At 64.1% G+C, this 15,577-nt stretch carries 13 protein-coding genes; 4 read left to right on the top strand and 9 right to left on the bottom strand.

All coding sequences use genetic code 11. The features are described from left to right. The first annotated feature begins 175 nt into the window (after nucleotides 1-175). Both AC0L20_RS27480 and pyk read left to right on the top strand, forming a co-directional pair. Nucleotides 176-769: a DUF1036 domain-containing protein gene (locus AC0L20_RS27480; protein ID WP_027570349.1), complete on the top strand. Its 594-nt coding sequence runs from the start codon at nucleotides 176-178 to the stop codon at nucleotides 767-769. Continuing rightward, nucleotides 766-2,202 (top strand): pyruvate kinase, encoded by a 1,437-nt coding sequence (gene pyk, locus AC0L20_RS27475; RefSeq protein ID WP_456768030.1) that lies wholly within the window; start codon nucleotides 766-768, stop codon nucleotides 2,200-2,202. The genes AC0L20_RS27480 and pyk overlap by 4 nt, the downstream gene beginning before the upstream one ends. Before the next feature lie 150 nt (nucleotides 2,203-2,352). Here the strand turns inward: pyk and AC0L20_RS27470 are convergent, their stop codons facing one another. Next, nucleotides 2,353-3,033 carry a TetR/AcrR family transcriptional regulator gene (locus AC0L20_RS27470; RefSeq protein WP_027520003.1) on the bottom strand — a complete coding sequence of 227 codons (681 nt, stop codon included), beginning with the start codon at nucleotides 3,031-3,033 and terminating at the stop codon, nucleotides 2,353-2,355. Between the two features lie 294 nt (nucleotides 3,034-3,327). Here AC0L20_RS27470 and AC0L20_RS27465 point away from each other — a divergent pair, with 294 nt between their 5' ends. Next, nucleotides 3,328-4,818 (top strand): hypothetical protein, encoded by a 1,491-nt coding sequence (locus AC0L20_RS27465; RefSeq protein ID WP_473293849.1) that lies wholly within the window; start codon nucleotides 3,328-3,330, stop codon nucleotides 4,816-4,818. Nucleotides 4,819-5,008: 190 nt separating this feature from the next. Here AC0L20_RS27465 and AC0L20_RS27460 read toward each other — a convergent pair whose 3' ends face one another. Then, complete coding sequence (locus AC0L20_RS27460) at nucleotides 5,009-5,173, bottom strand: Flp family type IVb pilin (protein WP_456768028.1); 165 nt, start codon at nucleotides 5,171-5,173, stop codon at nucleotides 5,009-5,011. Nucleotides 5,174-5,471: 298 nt separating this feature from the next. On the opposite strand from AC0L20_RS27460, the gene AC0L20_RS27455 reads away from it, so the two are divergent. Next, the gene (locus AC0L20_RS27455; protein WP_473293848.1) at nucleotides 5,472-6,953 is read left to right on the top strand and encodes a hypothetical protein; all 1,482 of its coding nucleotides are present in this window, start codon (nucleotides 5,472-5,474) and stop codon (nucleotides 6,951-6,953) included. Nucleotides 6,954-7,035: 82 nt separating this feature from the next. Here AC0L20_RS27455 and AC0L20_RS27450 read toward each other — a convergent pair whose 3' ends face one another. The 7 genes from AC0L20_RS27450 to AC0L20_RS27420 all read right to left on the bottom strand — a co-directional run bounded on the left by AC0L20_RS27450 (nucleotide 7,036) and on the right by AC0L20_RS27420 (nucleotide 15,452). Further along, nucleotides 7,036-7,689 carry an Imm21 family immunity protein gene (locus AC0L20_RS27450; protein WP_473293847.1) on the bottom strand — a complete coding sequence of 218 codons (654 nt, stop codon included), beginning with the start codon at nucleotides 7,687-7,689 and terminating at the stop codon, nucleotides 7,036-7,038. Nucleotides 7,690-7,840: 151 nt separating this feature from the next. Next, nucleotides 7,841-9,055 (bottom strand): ABC transporter substrate-binding protein, encoded by a 1,215-nt coding sequence (locus AC0L20_RS27445; protein ID WP_473293881.1) that lies wholly within the window; start codon nucleotides 9,053-9,055, stop codon nucleotides 7,841-7,843. Between the two features lie 289 nt (nucleotides 9,056-9,344). Continuing rightward, entirely contained in the window at nucleotides 9,345-11,267 is a 1,923-nt protein-coding gene (ftsH, locus tag AC0L20_RS27440; RefSeq protein ID WP_007596301.1) for an ATP-dependent zinc metalloprotease FtsH, read from the bottom strand. Nucleotides 11,268-11,547: 280 nt separating this feature from the next. Then, nucleotides 11,548-12,600: a tRNA lysidine(34) synthetase TilS gene (tilS, locus tag AC0L20_RS27435; protein ID WP_473293880.1), complete on the bottom strand. Its 1,053-nt coding sequence runs from the start codon at nucleotides 12,598-12,600 to the stop codon at nucleotides 11,548-11,550. A gap of 73 nt (nucleotides 12,601-12,673) precedes the next feature. Further along, nucleotides 12,674-13,732, bottom strand: a complete 1,059-nt coding sequence (gene ybgF, locus AC0L20_RS27430; protein WP_473293846.1) for a tol-pal system protein YbgF — start codon at nucleotides 13,730-13,732, stop codon at nucleotides 12,674-12,676. Nucleotides 13,733-13,915: 183 nt separating this feature from the next. After that, on the bottom strand, nucleotides 13,916-14,404 hold the full coding sequence (pal, locus tag AC0L20_RS27425; RefSeq protein ID WP_007596304.1) for a peptidoglycan-associated lipoprotein Pal: 489 nt from the start codon (nucleotides 14,402-14,404) through the stop codon (nucleotides 13,916-13,918). 283 nt (nucleotides 14,405-14,687) lie between these two features. After that, nucleotides 14,688-15,452 (bottom strand): N-acyl amino acid synthase FeeM domain-containing protein, encoded by a 765-nt coding sequence (locus tag AC0L20_RS27420; protein WP_247465093.1) that lies wholly within the window; start codon nucleotides 15,450-15,452, stop codon nucleotides 14,688-14,690. Nucleotides 15,453-15,577 lie beyond the last annotated feature (125 nt).

The raw sequence follows: 15,577 nt of genomic DNA, 5'->3' as shown, positions 1-15,577 counted from the left end.
GGATCCCTCGGCTTTGCGGAAATTTGCTGTGACCTGGATGGGTCACCCTTACGAGATCAGGTGGGGCCTGTCACAGATTTTGCCATATCGCGGCGCAAACGGGCGCGAAGCCGGCTTCGGGCAGTTCCCGGGCCCTACGCCAAATCGTCAATGATCTGATATAGCTTCCGCGACAATGATCGCCGAATCTCCCCGCTCCCCCCTTCGCCTGCTCGCCCGGTTGGTCCCGGTGCTGGTGGTTGGCCTGCTGTGCTTTTGGGCCAGCCCGGCCTCGGCCGATTTCCGGCTCTGCAACAACACATCGAGCCGGGTCGGCATCGCGCTCGGCTACAAGGATGCCGAGGGCTGGACCACCGAGGGCTGGTGGAACATCTCGTCCCGTTCCTGCGAGACCCTGCTGCGGGGAACGTTGGTCGCCCGTTTCTATTACATCTACGCCATCGACTATGACCGCGGCGGCGAATGGTCGGGCCAGGCCTTCATGTGCTCGCGCGACAAGGAGTTCACCATCCGCGGCACCGAGGATTGCCTCGCGCGCGGCTATGACCGGACCGGCTATTTCGAGGTCGATACCGGCGAGCAGCGGGCCTGGACCGTGCAGCTCACCGATGCCAACGAGCAGCCGTCAAAACAGCAGCGCGTGCCCGGTCTCCCCGGCCCAGTTGGCCCGGGGGTTCCAGGTTTGCCCAATGGCCCGCCCGGTGGTACGCCCCCCGCCGCGCCTGGCCTCCCGCCAGCTCCCTCGCCCCCGTCTGGAAATAAGCCATGAGGCGTCTTCGCCGTATCAAGATTCTCGCGACCCTGGGACCCGCCTCTTCGGACCTCGCGATGATCCGCCGCCTGTTCGAGGCCGGCGCCGACCTGTTCCGCATCAACATGAGCCACACCCCGCATGACAAGATGCGCGAGCTGGTGGCGACGATCCGCAACGTCGAGAGCAGCTATGGCAGGCCGATCGGCATTCTGGTCGATCTCCAGGGGCCAAAGCTCCGGCTCGGTGCCTTCGCCGAAGGCGCGGTCCAGCTCCAGAACGGGCAGACCTTCACGCTCGATTCAGACAAGACGCCGGGTGACACCACCCGCGTCCAGCTCCCGCATCCGGAGATCCTGGCCGCGCTGCGGCCGGGCCATTCGCTGCTGCTCGACGACGGCAAGGTGCGGCTGATCGCCGAGGAGACCTCGAAAGATCACGCGGTGACGCGCGTGGTGGTCGGCGGCCGGATGTCCGACCGCAAGGGCGTCAGTCTGCCGGACACCGACCTGCCGGTCTCGGCAATGACGCCGAAGGACCGCGCCGACCTCGAGGCGGCGCTGGTCACCGGCGTCGACTGGATCGCGCTGTCCTTCGTGCAGCGCGCCGACGACGTGCTCGAGGCCAAGAAGATGATCCGCGGCCGCGCCGCGGTGATGGCCAAGATCGAGAAGCCGCAGGCGATCGATCGCCTCGCCGACATCATCGACGCCTCCGACGCCCTGATGGTGGCGCGCGGCGACCTCGGCGTCGAGCTGCCGCTGGAACGCGTGCCGAGCCTTCAGAAGCAGATGACGCGCATGGCGCGGCGCGCCGGCAAGCCGGTGGTGATCGCGACCCAGATGCTGGAATCGATGATCCAGTCGCCGGTGCCGACCCGCGCCGAAGTCTCCGACGTCGCCACAGCCGTCTACGAAGGTGCCGACGCCATCATGCTGTCGGCGGAATCGGCGGCCGGCAAATTCCCGGTCGAGGCTGTCTCCACCATGAACCGCATCGGCGAGGAGGTCGAGCGCGACCCGATCTATCGCTCCGTCATCACGGCACAGCGGCCCGCCCCGGAAGCCACCGCCGGCGATGCCATCGCTGACGCCGCGCGGCAGATCGCCGAGACGCTCGACCTGCCGGCCCTGATCTGCTGGACCAGCTCGGGATCGACCGCCGTGCGCGTGGCGCGGGAGCGGCCGAAGCCGCCGATCGTGGCGATCACGCCGAACGTCGCGGCGGGACGCCGGCTGTCGGTCGTCTGGGGCATACATTGTGTGGTGGCGGAAGATGCGCGCGACCAGGACGACATGGTGAGCCGCGCCGGCCAGATCGCGTTCCGCGACGGCTTCGTCCGGGCGGGCCAGCGCGTGATCATCGTCGCCGGCGTGCCGCTCGGCATCCCCGGCACCACCAACATGGTGCGCATCGCCTCGGTCGGCCCCGAGGGCGAAGCGAATATCTAGGCCCGCTAACACGCGGCAAACAAAAATGTCGAAAACAACCCCATGCACAGTAGCCGGCGGGTCCGGCGCATGTGCTGGGGTTTTTCGCAAAGGCGAGCTCTGGCAATGGCCTGGGCGCGATCAGGTCCGCCGGTCGATCAGGCTGACGTTTTAGGCCCCAACCAGCGCTTTCGCCGCCGGCAGCAGCGTCTGCTGTACGACGAGACCCCTGGCGCGAGCGTCCATGACGCCGACCGCGCGGAGCGCCAGCAGCGTCACGGTCTGCACGGCATCGCGCATCCTGGCGGGATCGTCGAGATTGTCCGGCGCAAGCGGTCCGACCAGGGCCTCGTGCAGGGCGCCGAGCAGCGCGGTGGCGGCGAGCGCGGTGTCCTGCGCCGGCAGGTGGCCGGCGCGCACGGCGGCGTCGATCCGCGAGGCCATCTCGCCTGCGATCTCGCGCCGGCTGGCGAGGCGTGAAGCGCTGACATCGACATCAACCGGCTCGGCCAGGATGCCCCAGGCGAGCCTGCGCTGTGACAGGGTATGCACCGCCACGGTGGTCACCGCCGCCGCCAGCGCCGAAGACGGCCCCGGCGCCGCATCGGCGGCTCGCCGGATCGCCGTGAGCTCGTCGCGGGAGACTTCGGCGATCAATTCGGAGATCAAATCGGCCTTGGATGGGAAGTAGCGGTAGACCGTACCCGCAGCGACGCTTGCGCGAAGCGCGACCGGCGCAATCTGCACCGCCGCCATCCCGCCTTCCGCCGCCGCCTCCCGCGCCGCCGCCAGTATCGCACTGCGCCGGGCCGCAAGGCGCTTCACCACTTGATGCGTCCGCCGATAAACCATGGCGCGCTTCCTGTCCCCAGCATCCGGTCCGGCGCAAAGCTCGACCGCATGCTTTTCGCTGATCTTCGCCCAAATCGCCCTCAAGAACTGAACAACTATTCAGGGCGGAACACAAGACGCAAATGAGCATATGCGCGCGACGCAAACTTCGACGCGAGGAGAGCAGGTAAACGCATTCTTGCTTGGCGCGGCCGCGGTATGACGATCCGGTTTACCTCAACTTAAAAGCGATCATGCTCAGGTTGCCGATGCTTGCGCGCTGCTGCGTGCTGTCGTTTCAGCCCCGAGAGTCCGATGTCGATTTCCATGACAAGCAGCGTACCCGTCCGCGGTGTTGCGCGCTGGCTTCTGCCGTTCTGCATCGCCGCCGGCGTCTACCTGTTCTTCCTGGGCATCGGCGACATCATGCTGCGGGATACCGATACGCTGTGGCAGATCAAGATCGGGCAGTGGATTCTCGAACACCGCGCCCTGCCCTACACCGACATCTATTCCTTCACGCGAGCCGGCGAGCCCTGGATCTCGAGCTCCTGGCTATCGCAAGTCCTGTTCGCGCTGGCTTACGAGCCGTCGAACTGGTCGGGGGCAGTTATCCTGACGTCGCTCGCGATCGGAGCGACGGCGGCGATTTTCGTCTACTTGCTTGAGCCCTATCTGGAGCCTGTGCGCGCCTTTCTGCTCGTCACCCCGCTCCTCTTCATGTCGATGGGCCACTTTCTCGCCCGCCCGCACATGCTGGCACTGCCTGTCATGCTGGCCTTCGTCGGCGGGCTGCTGGCGGCCGCCGATCGGCGCACCGCGCCCTCGTGGCTATTGCTTCCCTTGATGGCGCTATGGGCCAATCTTCACGGCGGCTTCGTCATGGGGCTGGCGCTGATTGGACCCATCGGCCTCGATGCGATCGCGTCCACCGATCGCAAGGACCGCTTTGCACTGGCGTCGCGCTGGGCCTTGTTCGGGCTTGCTGCGCTTGCCGCAAGCTGCTGCACGCCCTATGGCTGGAATACGCCGCTCGCATCGGCGAAAATCCTCAGCCTAGGCAAGTTGCTCTCGCAGATCTCGGAGTGGATGCCCGCTGATTTCAGCTCGTTCGACTTGTTTGGTGCCAGCCTGCTCGGATTGATCGCCCTCGGCTACTACAAAGGATTGGTGCTGCCGTGGACCCGCATTCTTCTGCTGCTCGGCCTGGTCTGGGCGGCACTCAACCACGTCAGAAACATCGAGGTCTTTGCGTTGCTGACCCCGCTCGTGCTGGCGAAACCGTTGAGCGAACAATTGGGCGCGGCCAGAGCGGTCGTGCTCGCACGGGCTGAAGCACGGCCGTCCTTTGTAGTGACCGCGATCGCCGCGCTCGTGATCGTTGCGACCAGCTGGAGTATCACGCGGTCCTATGCCACGCCGACGCGGTATGCCTTTATCGGCAATCCGACCCCTCGGGCTGCAGTCGACCTGCTCGAGCAGCGGCACGCGCAACGCATCTTCAGCACCGCTCCGATCGGGAGCTATCTGATCTTCCGCAATATCAAGACCTTCATCGATGGCCGTGCCGAGCTGTATGGAGAGCAGTTCGTGCTTGACTATTTCGACGCCATCGAGGGCAAGAACGCGGAGACTCTGCTGCGTCTGCTTGATACCTACCAGATCGACGCCACACTGCTGAACGGATCGACTCCCGCCGCAAGGATCATGGACCACGTGCCGGGCTGGAAGCGGCTCTACTCGGATGACCTCGCCGTCATCCACATCCGCGATGACGCACCGGCGAAGCTATCCTCATCACCGTGAGCCACGGATCAGGCGTTAAACTCTCGCGGCCTCGCATGGACGAGACGGCTTCGGCGAAGAAAAAGACTTCGCTGGAACAAGTCTTCGCTAGAACAAGACTTGGCACGAAAGACTTGGCACAAAAGGCTTGGCACAAAAGAAAAGAGCCTTGTCCGGGACAAGGCTCTTTTTACTCTTGGTCCGTTCAGTCTTACTTGAGGCTGGACGAGATCGAGTTGAACTTGGCGTTCAACGTGGAGCCCAGGTTATTGACGACAGTGATGATCGCCAGCGCGATACCGGCGGCGATCAGACCGTATTCAATGGCGGTGGCGCCGGATTCATCTTTCGCGAAATTCGCAACGAGGTTCTTCATAAAGAGCTCCAAATGAGTACACGAGGCTACAACTGATCTGGTCTGTTTGGGCTTCCCAGCGCCGCTCGACCATGAACCGAACGTAGTGGCAAAGAATTGCGCCGCAGTTAATTCGACTGCGGAAACACAGAGCGGTTTGCGTGTATTCGCCGATGGTAAACCGAAATCTAAAACGATCCGTTAAATTGTCGAGACATCAAGCCAGCCCGGCATCTCCGGTTTACCCGGAATTATGCCCGCCGTGGTCCAATGTCGATCGCTCGGCACCCCGACAAAAACAACAGGACGACGAGGCGGCATGTCCCTTTCCTTTGTGAACAGCATCACGGTGCAGGGTCGTGCGCGAGCCCTGGTGCCGCTGTGCGTCGGTGCGGGCGCCTATCTCTTCTTCATGTATGTCGGCGACACGCTGCTTCAGGACTCCGACTCGTTCTGGCAGATCAAGATCGGACAATGGATCCTCGATCACGGCGCTATGCCGTACACGGACATCTATTCCTTCACGCGGACGGGCGCGCCGTGGATTTCGACGTCGTGGCTGTCCCAGGTACTGTTCGCTCTCTCCTATGCGCAATTGGGCTGGGCAGGTCCCGTCATCCTCACCGCGACGGGAGTCGCGCTCACGGCCGCGATCTTCGTCTATCTGCTCGACCTGCAGATCGAGGCACCGCGCGCAGTGCTGTTTGCGATGCTGGCCCTGCTGCTGTCGCTGCATCATGTCCTGGCGCGTCCGCATATCCTGGCGTTGCCTGTCATGGTGGCGTGGGTCGGCCTGTTGATAGCGGCCGCCGACCGCAGGAGCGCACCGTCCTGGTACTGGCTGCCGCTGATGGCGCTGTGGGCGAACTTGCATGGCGGCTTCGTGCTCGGTCTGGCGCTGATCGGCCCGATTTCGCTCGAGGCCGTCGAGCACGCCGAGAAAGGACGGCGGCTGCAGCTGTTCCTGCGCTGGGTGCTCTTCGGCATCGGCGCATTGGTCGCGAGCTGCTGTACGCCGTACGGCTGGAGAACGCTGCTGGGCGCCACCAATATCTTGGGCCTGGGCGAGTTGCTCTCGCTGATCTTCGAATGGATGCCGGCGAACTTTGCCACCTTCTCCTCGTTCGAAGGCGCCCTGCTCGGCCTGATCGCGTTCGGCTATTATCGCGGCCTCGTGCTCTCGGCGCCCAGGATCTTCCTGATCCTATTCTTGACCTGGAGCGCGCTGACCCACGTCAGGAGCATCGAGGCGTTCGCGTTCCTGGTGCCGCTGGTATTGGCGAAACCGCTGGGCCAGCTAGCCTCGCGCCCGCAGCCGGACGTAACCGGTACCGACCGCTGGCCGGCCCGCTATGTCACCGCGCTTGGCGCGCTGATGATCGTCGCCGCGAGCTGGACCTCGACCTCGCTTTACATGCAGCATCACCACTTCACCTTCACCATGACGCAGACTCCGGTCGCGGCAGTCGACTTGCTCGAACAACGCAAGGTCCAGCGCGTCTTCAACGCCTACCAATTCGGCGGCTATCTGATCTCGCGCGACGTCCCTGTTTACGTCGACGGCCGCGCCGAGCTCTATGGCGAGAAATTCGTCATGGACTTCTTCAAGGCGACCGAGGGCAAGAAGCCCGAGCTGCTTCCGCACCTGCTCGACGAATACAAGATCGACGCAACGCTATTGGCCGCCGATGCGGCCGGACCGCAGATCCTGGACATGGTCAAGGGCTGGAAGCGGATCTATACAGACGATATCGCAGTAATCCATGTTCGGGACGATGCGGCTGCGACGCCGCCGAAGTGAAGACGTAGCTCCCGTGAATGGGACGTCCGCTTCAAAGGGTGAAGCAGACCTGAGGCGCTCGGGCCACTTCGCCGTCTGCTCCTTAGCCGACTTCGTCAGAAAGTGGACCGATCCAGCAAATTTCGCGAACGACGATCGCAAGCCCGGAAGATCGGTAGTAAGCGGCTCTCGCGAGATAGTTTCCTGGTCGTAACGCCAGAACCTGATGTTTACTGCGCAAATCGTCTCCTCTATCCGATGCATCTAGCAACCACATTGCACCGGACCCACCTGTGCCGAATTCCAGGCGTTCAGCGTTTGAACTTTTCAGAAGGTTCCGCAGTTGTGGACTTTGCAACGCAGGTTCGATGAGTCTTTCGTCATCAATCCCAAGCCATTGAACCAGAAAGCCCCTGTCACGGTGACCACTGGAGCACCACGCGATGTCGCCGGCATCGCCAGATAGCACAACAGCGCTGCCTTGGTAGCAGGCAATTGATCCCAGCCAAGTTCTCACTCTACATGCACGGGCATAGTCGCTTTGGTCGGCCGGATCTTCATGATCGCGCCATCCTTCGATACCCCGCCAATGCGGGAGTTGTTCGTCAGCAATCAGCAGGTGAGGACCGCCGGTTGTCGTTATCCAATTGTGTGTTCGCAACATACGTCGAACGATAGCAGGTATTTCTAGTGTTGGCCCGTAGTCGACGCGCCAAGGCGAGTTGCCGCTCTTCGCTTCCGAGGGCGTAGCGGACATAGCAAGCGTTCGCGGGCTGATCGGGGTTTCAGTATCCGTCTCGGCGCTTTGAATTGGGCGTCCAGGAAGTCAAACCTTCCCCGATCGAGAGAGATGATCCGAGTTCCGGACTCGCATTGGTTCGACCAAAAAGCCGATCCCTCATCAATCATCAATTGCCCGTTTGCAGTTCGCCGAAGCGCTCCCAGCTCTTGCCATTGAAGCGCATGAACTGCATCTGGTCGACCGGGACATGGTCGGTGGTGCCGGTGCTGACCTTGATGCCGGGCAGCAGCATCGGCAATTCGAGATCGCGGATCGCAAACGCCTGCTTGAGGATGTTCTCGGTCGACAGATCATTGCCGCAGGCTTTCAGCACCGCCTCCAGCGCCATCGCGCTGTTGTAGGCGTTGACGTAATTGGTGTCGTGCTGGTCGGCCTCCGGCAAATATCTGGTCATGAACTCGCGCCAGCCCCTGACGCCGGCATCGTCCTTCCAGGCGGGATCGTCGGGGTCTTTCACGTAAGCGGTGGAGAGGATGCCGGTGCCGGCTTCCAGTCCCGCAGGCTCCATCACCGTCGAAACCCACACCGCAACGTTAGACAGGAACGTCATGGGCCGCCAGCCGATCTCGAAGGATTTGCGGATCGCTTGCGCCGCGAATTTCGGCGTCGCCGCGATCACGAATACATCGGCGCCCGAGGCCTTGAGCTTCACGATCTGGGAATCGATGGTCGGGTCCTGGATCTCGTAGGTCGCGCCCGTGACGACGCTATCGTATTTCTCGCCGAGCACGTCCTTCAGCCCGGCGAGATAGTCTCGGCCGTAATCGTCGTTCTGCGAGATAACGGCGAACTTCGCGTTCGGATTCTTCGCCAGCGCGTAACGCGCATAGAGCCGCGCTTCATAGCGGAACGGCGCCTGCACGCCCATCGTCGCCTGCGGATATTGCGCGACGTCGGCGAATTTCGAGGCGCCGGAGCCGATGAAGAGCTGCGGCACGTTCTTGGACTGGAGGTATTTCGCGATCGCCGTGTTGTGGGCGGTACCGATCGAGGAGAAGATCAGCGCCACCTCGTCGCTCTCCACCAGCCTGCGGGTCTGCTCGACCGATTTCGGCGGCGCGTAGCTGTCGTCGAGCGAGATCAGATTGACGTTGCGGCCGTTGATGCCGCCCTTCTCGTTCAGCATCTTGAAATAGCCGACCTCGCCCTTGCCGAGCGCCCCAAAGGCCGACACCGGCCCGCTGTAGGGCATGGTCTGGCCGATTCTGATCTCGGTCGCGGTGACGCCGCGCATTTCGGCGGCGGCGGATGGAGCGGACAGGAACGAGAATGTCACGAACGATACGGCGCCAAGCGCGCCCAATGCCCTCGCAAAGCGCATCGGCTTGCCCTCCCCTTTATCTGCGCGGTCGAGCCGCACCTTCATTGAGGAGAGCATGCCACGACATCACCGCAGACTCCAATCGCTATGAGTCGCGAGGATCGGAGAGCGAGCAAGGTAAGGGTGCCACCAACGGCGGCGCCCCATGGATGGGCGGCACTGCGCAAGGGCGGCTTTGCGCACCTACCTGTTCGTCGTGAGACGCTCAGTTGCCCACGTTTGAAAAGCACCACCCAACAAAAAACGCGGCGTTTCCGCCGCGTTTTTCAATCCAATCTGCCGTACGCGATTACGCCTGCGGCTGCGGCTCCAGGCCGGGATCCGGATCGGGCCGCGGGCGCGACTTGCCGGCCGGAGGCACGGCGGAGGCACGCGGCGTGGTCGGCTCGAGCACCGATTCGCGGTTCGGCTTCTTGCCCTTGAGCAGGTCGATGATCTCGTCGCCGGAGAGCGTCTCGAATTCGAGCAGGCCCTTGGCGAGAGCTTCGAGATCGGCGCGCTTCTCGGTGAGAATACGCGTCGCTTCGTTGTAGCCTTCTTCGACGAAACGTCGGATCTCGGTGTCGATCTTCTGAACCGTCGCTTCCGATGCGTTTTGGGTGCGCGACACCGACATGCCCAGGAAAACCTCGTCCTGATTCTCGCCATAGGACACGGTGCCGAGCGCCTCGGACAGGCCCCAGCGCGTCACCATCATGCGCGCCAGACGCGTCGCCTGCTCGATGTCGGACGACGCACCCGAAGTCACCTTCTCGCGGCCGAAGATCAGCTCTTCGGCGACGCGGCCGCCCATCATGATGGCAAGGCGCGAGGTCATCTGCTCCAGCGACATCGACAGCTTGTCGCGCTCGGGCAGCTGCATGACCATACCCAGCGCACGACCGCGCGGAATGATGGTCGCCTTGTGGATCGGGTCGGTCGCGACGACGTTGAGGCCGACGATGGCGTGGCCGCCCTCGTGATAGGCCGTCAGTAGCTTCTCTTCCTCGGTCATGACGAGCGACTTGCGCTCGGCGCCCATCATCACCTTGTCCTTGGCTTCCTCGAACTCGGCCTGGGTCACCATCCGCTTGTTGCGGCGGGCGGCGGTGAGCGCGGCTTCGTTGACGAGGTTCATCAGGTCGGCACCGGAGAAACCCGGGGTGCCGCGCGCGATGGTCTTGAGGTTGATATCCGGCGCCAGCGGCACCTTGCGGACGTGGACCTTGAGGATTTGCTCGCGGCCGACGACGTCCGGGTTGGGCACCACGACCTGACGGTCGAAGCGGCCGGGACGCAGCAGCGCGGGATCGAGCACGTCGGGACGGTTGGTCGCGGCGATCAGGATCACGCCCTCATTGGCCTCGAAGCCGTCCATCTCGACCAGCAACTGGTTCAGCGTCTGCTCGCGCTCGTCATTGCCGCCGCCGAGGCCGGCGCCACGGTGACGACCGACGGCGTCGATTTCGTCGATGAAGATGATGCAGGGCGCGTTCTTCTTGGCCTGCTCGAACATGTCGCGGACGCGGCTGGCGCCGACGCCGACGAACATCTCGACGAAGTCAGAACCCGAAATGGTGAAGAACGGCACGTTGGCTTCGCCCGCGACCGCACGCGCGATCAGGGTCTTGCCGGTGCCGGGAGGGCCGACCAGCAGCACGCCGCGCGGAATGCGACCGCCGAGGCGCTGGAATTTGCCGGGGTCGCGCAGGAATTCGACGATCTCCTGCAGGTCCTGCTTGGCCTCGTCGACGCCCGCAACGTCCTCGAAGGTGACGCGGCCATGCGCTTCAGTCAGCATTTTTGCGCGCGACTTGCCGAAGCCCATCGCCTTGCCGGCGCCGCCCTGCATCTGCCGCGACAGGAAGATCCACACGCCGATCAGCGCGATGAAGGGCAGCCAGGAGACCAGCAGCGAGACGAACCACGGCACGTTGTCGCCGGGCGGCTTCGCGGTGATCTGCACCTTGCTGTCATAGAGGCGCTTCACGAGCGTCGGATCGCTCGGCGCATAGGTCTGGAAGCTCGAGCCGTTGGTGAAGGTGCCGTGAATGTCCGGCCCCTGGATCACGACGTCGCGCACATTGCCGCGGTCAACCTCGCTCAGGAGCTGGGAGAAGGCGATGTCCTGCGAGGAGGCGCGCTGACCCGGATTCTGGAAGAGCGTGAACAACGCCAACAGCAGCAGGACAATGATGACCCAGAGGGCGAAATTGCGCAGATTGGCGTTCATCGATCTTCCTTCGTGGTCGCGCGGATCGCGGCCTGAGCCTTGGGCAGTGATTTGGGCAGCGCGAGGAAATCCCCAAGGAATCCTCTCGGTTAGACGGATACAATCTAGGTGTCGCTCCGGTCGCTGCCAAGGGAACGAGATGGGACTATTTAGCCCATCTTAGTCCGATTCCCGCTGAAATAATGGCACCCGGATCCCGCTTTTTCCTGCCTGGTTAAGGTGTCCTCACGGCGCGGTCTCGAAACGGCCGGTGCGATGATCCGCCCCTATCCACCCTCGATCAACCCTTGCGCCGGGCCGGCGCCGGCCCGATGCGGATATGTCCCCCGACAAGGCTGATCAAGGCTCCCGCAAGCGTCTGCTTCAGGGCCGGCCGGCCATTTGCGGGTGCGCGGGGACTTGCGGCAATGGCCTGATCGAGCACGGCCAGGAGGGATTCGACCTTGCCGAGTTCCGCCGGTCCCTCATGCCCGAACGCGTTGATGGCCCGCAGCAGGATCCGCAGCCGGACCTCCTCCGGCAGGGCGGCAAACACGGGGGCCTCGAAGCTTCGACCACCCGCCTGCGGCGCATCGCCGCGATCCCGCAAACGGAGGAAGCGCTCGGCTCCATCGGTCAGCACCTCGACGGCCGCATTGGCGCGCGCCAACCTTGCCGCGAGCCGGGCCAGGCTGCGGGCATCACCGCCCTCCGCCGCGAGCTGCGGCAGCAGCGCACGCAGCCGCGGCCGGGTAAAGGCAGCGTCGTGGTTGGTGGGATCGTCGGCAAAGCCGATCTTCGCCCGCTTCAAGGTCGCGATCAGCTGCGACTTCGGAACATCGAGCAGCGGACGCGCCAGAACGACGCCGTCGCGCTCGGTGAGACGGGCCATCGCCGACAGCCCGGCCAATCCGCTGCCGCGGACAAGCCGCATCAACAGGGTCTCGGCCTGGTCGTCGCGGGTGTGGGCGGTCAGCACGTGGCTCGCACCCGCTTTGCGTGCAGCCTGCACGAGCAGGCGGTAGCGGGCTTCGCGCGCGGCGGCCGGCAATCCCGTTTTCGGCTTGGCGCCGCGCCAGCGCAGGGTCCGATGCGGCAAGCCAAGCCCGGTCGCCAGACGCTTGACCTCGCGCGCCTCGCGCGCCGCCTCCGGCCGCAAGCCGTGGTCGATGGTGACGACGGTGAGACGCGGGCCGCACGCGAGGCTGCGGTGCCAGCGCGCCGCAAGCCACATCAGCGCGACCGAGTCGGGCCCGCCGGAGACCGCGAGCAACAGTCCCTGCGCGCCCTTCAGGCCTGCGAAGAGGCGCCTGGCCTCACGCGCCGTGATCGGGGAATTGTCCTCTGACATGATGCTGCAATCGTCCGCGGATGGACCGAATGTTTAGCGCAGCGCCATCAATCTTGTCAGGATCAATCGCCGCGCGTCAGCACTTCACCCGCTTCTGCTCGCGGTCGACCGCGGCTTTGACGCCGGCGGAAGCGCGCGGATATTTGCGGCCGACTTCGCCGAAGGCGGCGCACGCGGCCTCCTTCTCCTTCAGCGCCGCCAGCGACTGGCCGAGCCGCAGCAGGGCGTCCGGCGCCTTGGCGGATTTGTCGTATTTGGTGGTGACGGCGAGGAAGGCTTCCGCGGAGTCGCGATATTGCTGGCGCTGGAAATAGCTCTCGCCGAGCCAGTATTGCGCGTCGCCGAGCAACGGGTCGCTCGGATATTTCTGCGAGAAGTTCTTCATGGTCTGTTCGGCCAGCGCATAGTCCTTGCGCTGCATGTAGCCGATGCCGAGGTCGAATTCGTCGCGCGGCGTTGCCGAGGGCGGCAGCGTCGTCAGCGCCCGGGCGCCTGCCGGCGCGGGAGAGCCGGATGGGGCCGGCGGATAGCCGGGCTGCGCAGCTTGGGGGGCGGTCGCCTGCGGATAGCGAGCGCCGCTGTTGCCGAGATCAAGCGGTTCGCCGGCGCCACGGCCGCCGGGGCTGCCGCTCGGGGCACCTGCGGGCATCGGTTGCTGCCCGCCGCCGAGCGCGCGCGGCGCACCCGGCGCATTCGGGCTCTGGTTCGGGTCGAAGGCATCGCCGCGGCGGCGCATGCCCGGGGCGCCGGGCGCAGGCTGCTCCTGAACGATCGGCGCCGGAGAGGCGATCTGCGGCTGCTCGTAATTCGGCTGGGCCGCTTGCTGGTGCGGCGGCTGCTGGCGATAGGCCGGCGCGGCTTGCGCGGGCGGCATGGCCGCGACATTGGGCTGGACCGGAGTCTGGCCGGGCGCAGCTTGCGCGCCGCCCTCGAGCGCTCGCAGCCGCTCTTCGAGCTGGCGGTTGCGATACTGCAGCTCTTCGTTCTGGCCGGTGAGCTGGCGCAACTGGTTCTCCAGCCGCTCGATCCGCATCTCGGGATCTGCATCGTCCGACTGTGCGAGGGCGGGCGAGCACAAAGAGAGCAGCGCGGCGATCGCCACGGTGCCGGTGAAGACCTTAAATCTGGATGACATCTTGCCCTGACGACGAAAGCGAAATGGCCTGCGACCGAACATTCGACGCGCCACACATTGAAGGGGAGTACGCCAAAACTGTGACTGAAACAAAGGGGTTTCCGTCACAGATCGCTGAAACGAAACCGGCGCCCGAGAGGGCGCCGGCATAATCGGTTTCTGAAGATGAACGGCGCCTGAGTGTCAGGAGCTCGCGTTCAGCACGGTGACGGCGCGCCGGTTCTGCGACCAGCAGGAGATGTCGTTGCAAACGGCCACCGGCCGCTCCTTGCCGTAGGAGATCGTGCGCATGCGGTTCGGATCGATGCCGCGCGAGGCGAGGAACGAACGCACCGACTGGGCGCGGCGGGCGCCGAGCGCGATGTTGTATTCGCGGGTGCCGCGTTCGTCGGCATGACCTTCGACGGTGAAGCTGTAGCGCGGATAGCTCTGGAGCCACTGCGCCTGCTTCTCCAGGGTCACGATCGCCTGCGGGGTCAGATCGGTCTGGTCGCTTTCGAAGAACACGCGGTCGCCGACATTGACGACGAAGTCTTGCTGGCTGCCCGGCGTCGCCGCGTTGGCCATCGCATCCGTGGCAGCATTCTTGTTGGCGCAGGCACCCATCGACAACGCGACGGCAAGCACCGCGGCCAGCTTCAATCCCTGGAGGATGCGCATAGGATGTTTCATTCCGGAGCCTCCACGCTCACGTTTCGTCCACTGCTGTCCGGTCTACAGGGGGTTGGTTAAGCGAACGTTCCGTCAACCTTGATGGAACCTTGCCACAGCCGGTCAAATGCCCCCAACCAGCGAAAAGCAACCGTCATGGTTAATGGGTTGTAAATGTGGCGCGATGGTGAAGGCAAGCCGCGCCGAGCGGCAAAAACCGCGGCCTTTGCTGGAATTTTAGGCTCTCACGTGGAGACGCTGGGGCCAGTCCCTTGGGGCCAGCCCCTTGGGCCAGACCCTGGGCCTAGCGGGCAGAACCCGTCGCCGAGGCGGCTACGTCCGGGGTCCGCTGAGTGGCCAGCGACACCGGCCGCGGGGCCGCCTGGCGCGGGCTGCTGCGTTGAAACAACATGCGCCGCTCAAAAGCGCTGGAGCGCATGATCGGAAAGCGCGTCAGGACCTTTTCCCGCAGGTTCCGGAAATCGGACGCCATCAGCACGGCCTTCTTGGTGGGCCAGCCCGGAAACCCGCGGGGCTCCGGTGAAATGGTCTCGTGCAGGAAGACGCGACGATAAAACGCCTGATGGTCGGTCCGGATCATGGCCAGCCCGGTGTCGGCGTTGAAATGATCGCAAGCCACAAAAGCCAGCCGCACCGTCAGATAGGGCAGCTCCGGAAAACGCTGGTGCTTTTCGGGATCGGCAACAAACCGGCATGGATCGATGAGAACTTCGCCGCGGTCGAGGCGGGGATGCAGGACGTCGCCAAACACTTCGGTCGTGTAGGACATCCGCCAGTCCGACGTCAGGACGTGAATGCGAACGGAGCTGCAGAGCTCTCCATCGACATAGACCCCGAAATTCCAGGTGTTGGGCGCATCGTCGAAGCGATCGGTCACGCGCCGCGACTCCGACGGCTCGATCAGTCCGGCGTGCAGATAGGCCCGGTACCGCATCAGATAGAGGTTGTCTCGGTCCTCGGGAGTTTCGATCAGGCGGTAATCGATGCGGTCAAACAGAGCGGCTCCCCGCGGAAGGAGCACCGTTTGCGGTTCAGCTCCAGACGTCATCCAGTACCCCTACACTCCAAAGCAACTTCTGCGAGTGTGACGAGATTAATGGTTCATTAACGGAATTGCAAAGGCTTAGAAACGTTAGGGTTAACCTTTGCGGCCCGCAAAAACACGGGGCGCGC

The organism is Bradyrhizobium sp. Kon58, from assembly GCF_055807455.1.
This window is presented reverse-complemented; position numbering and strand designations above follow the sequence as displayed.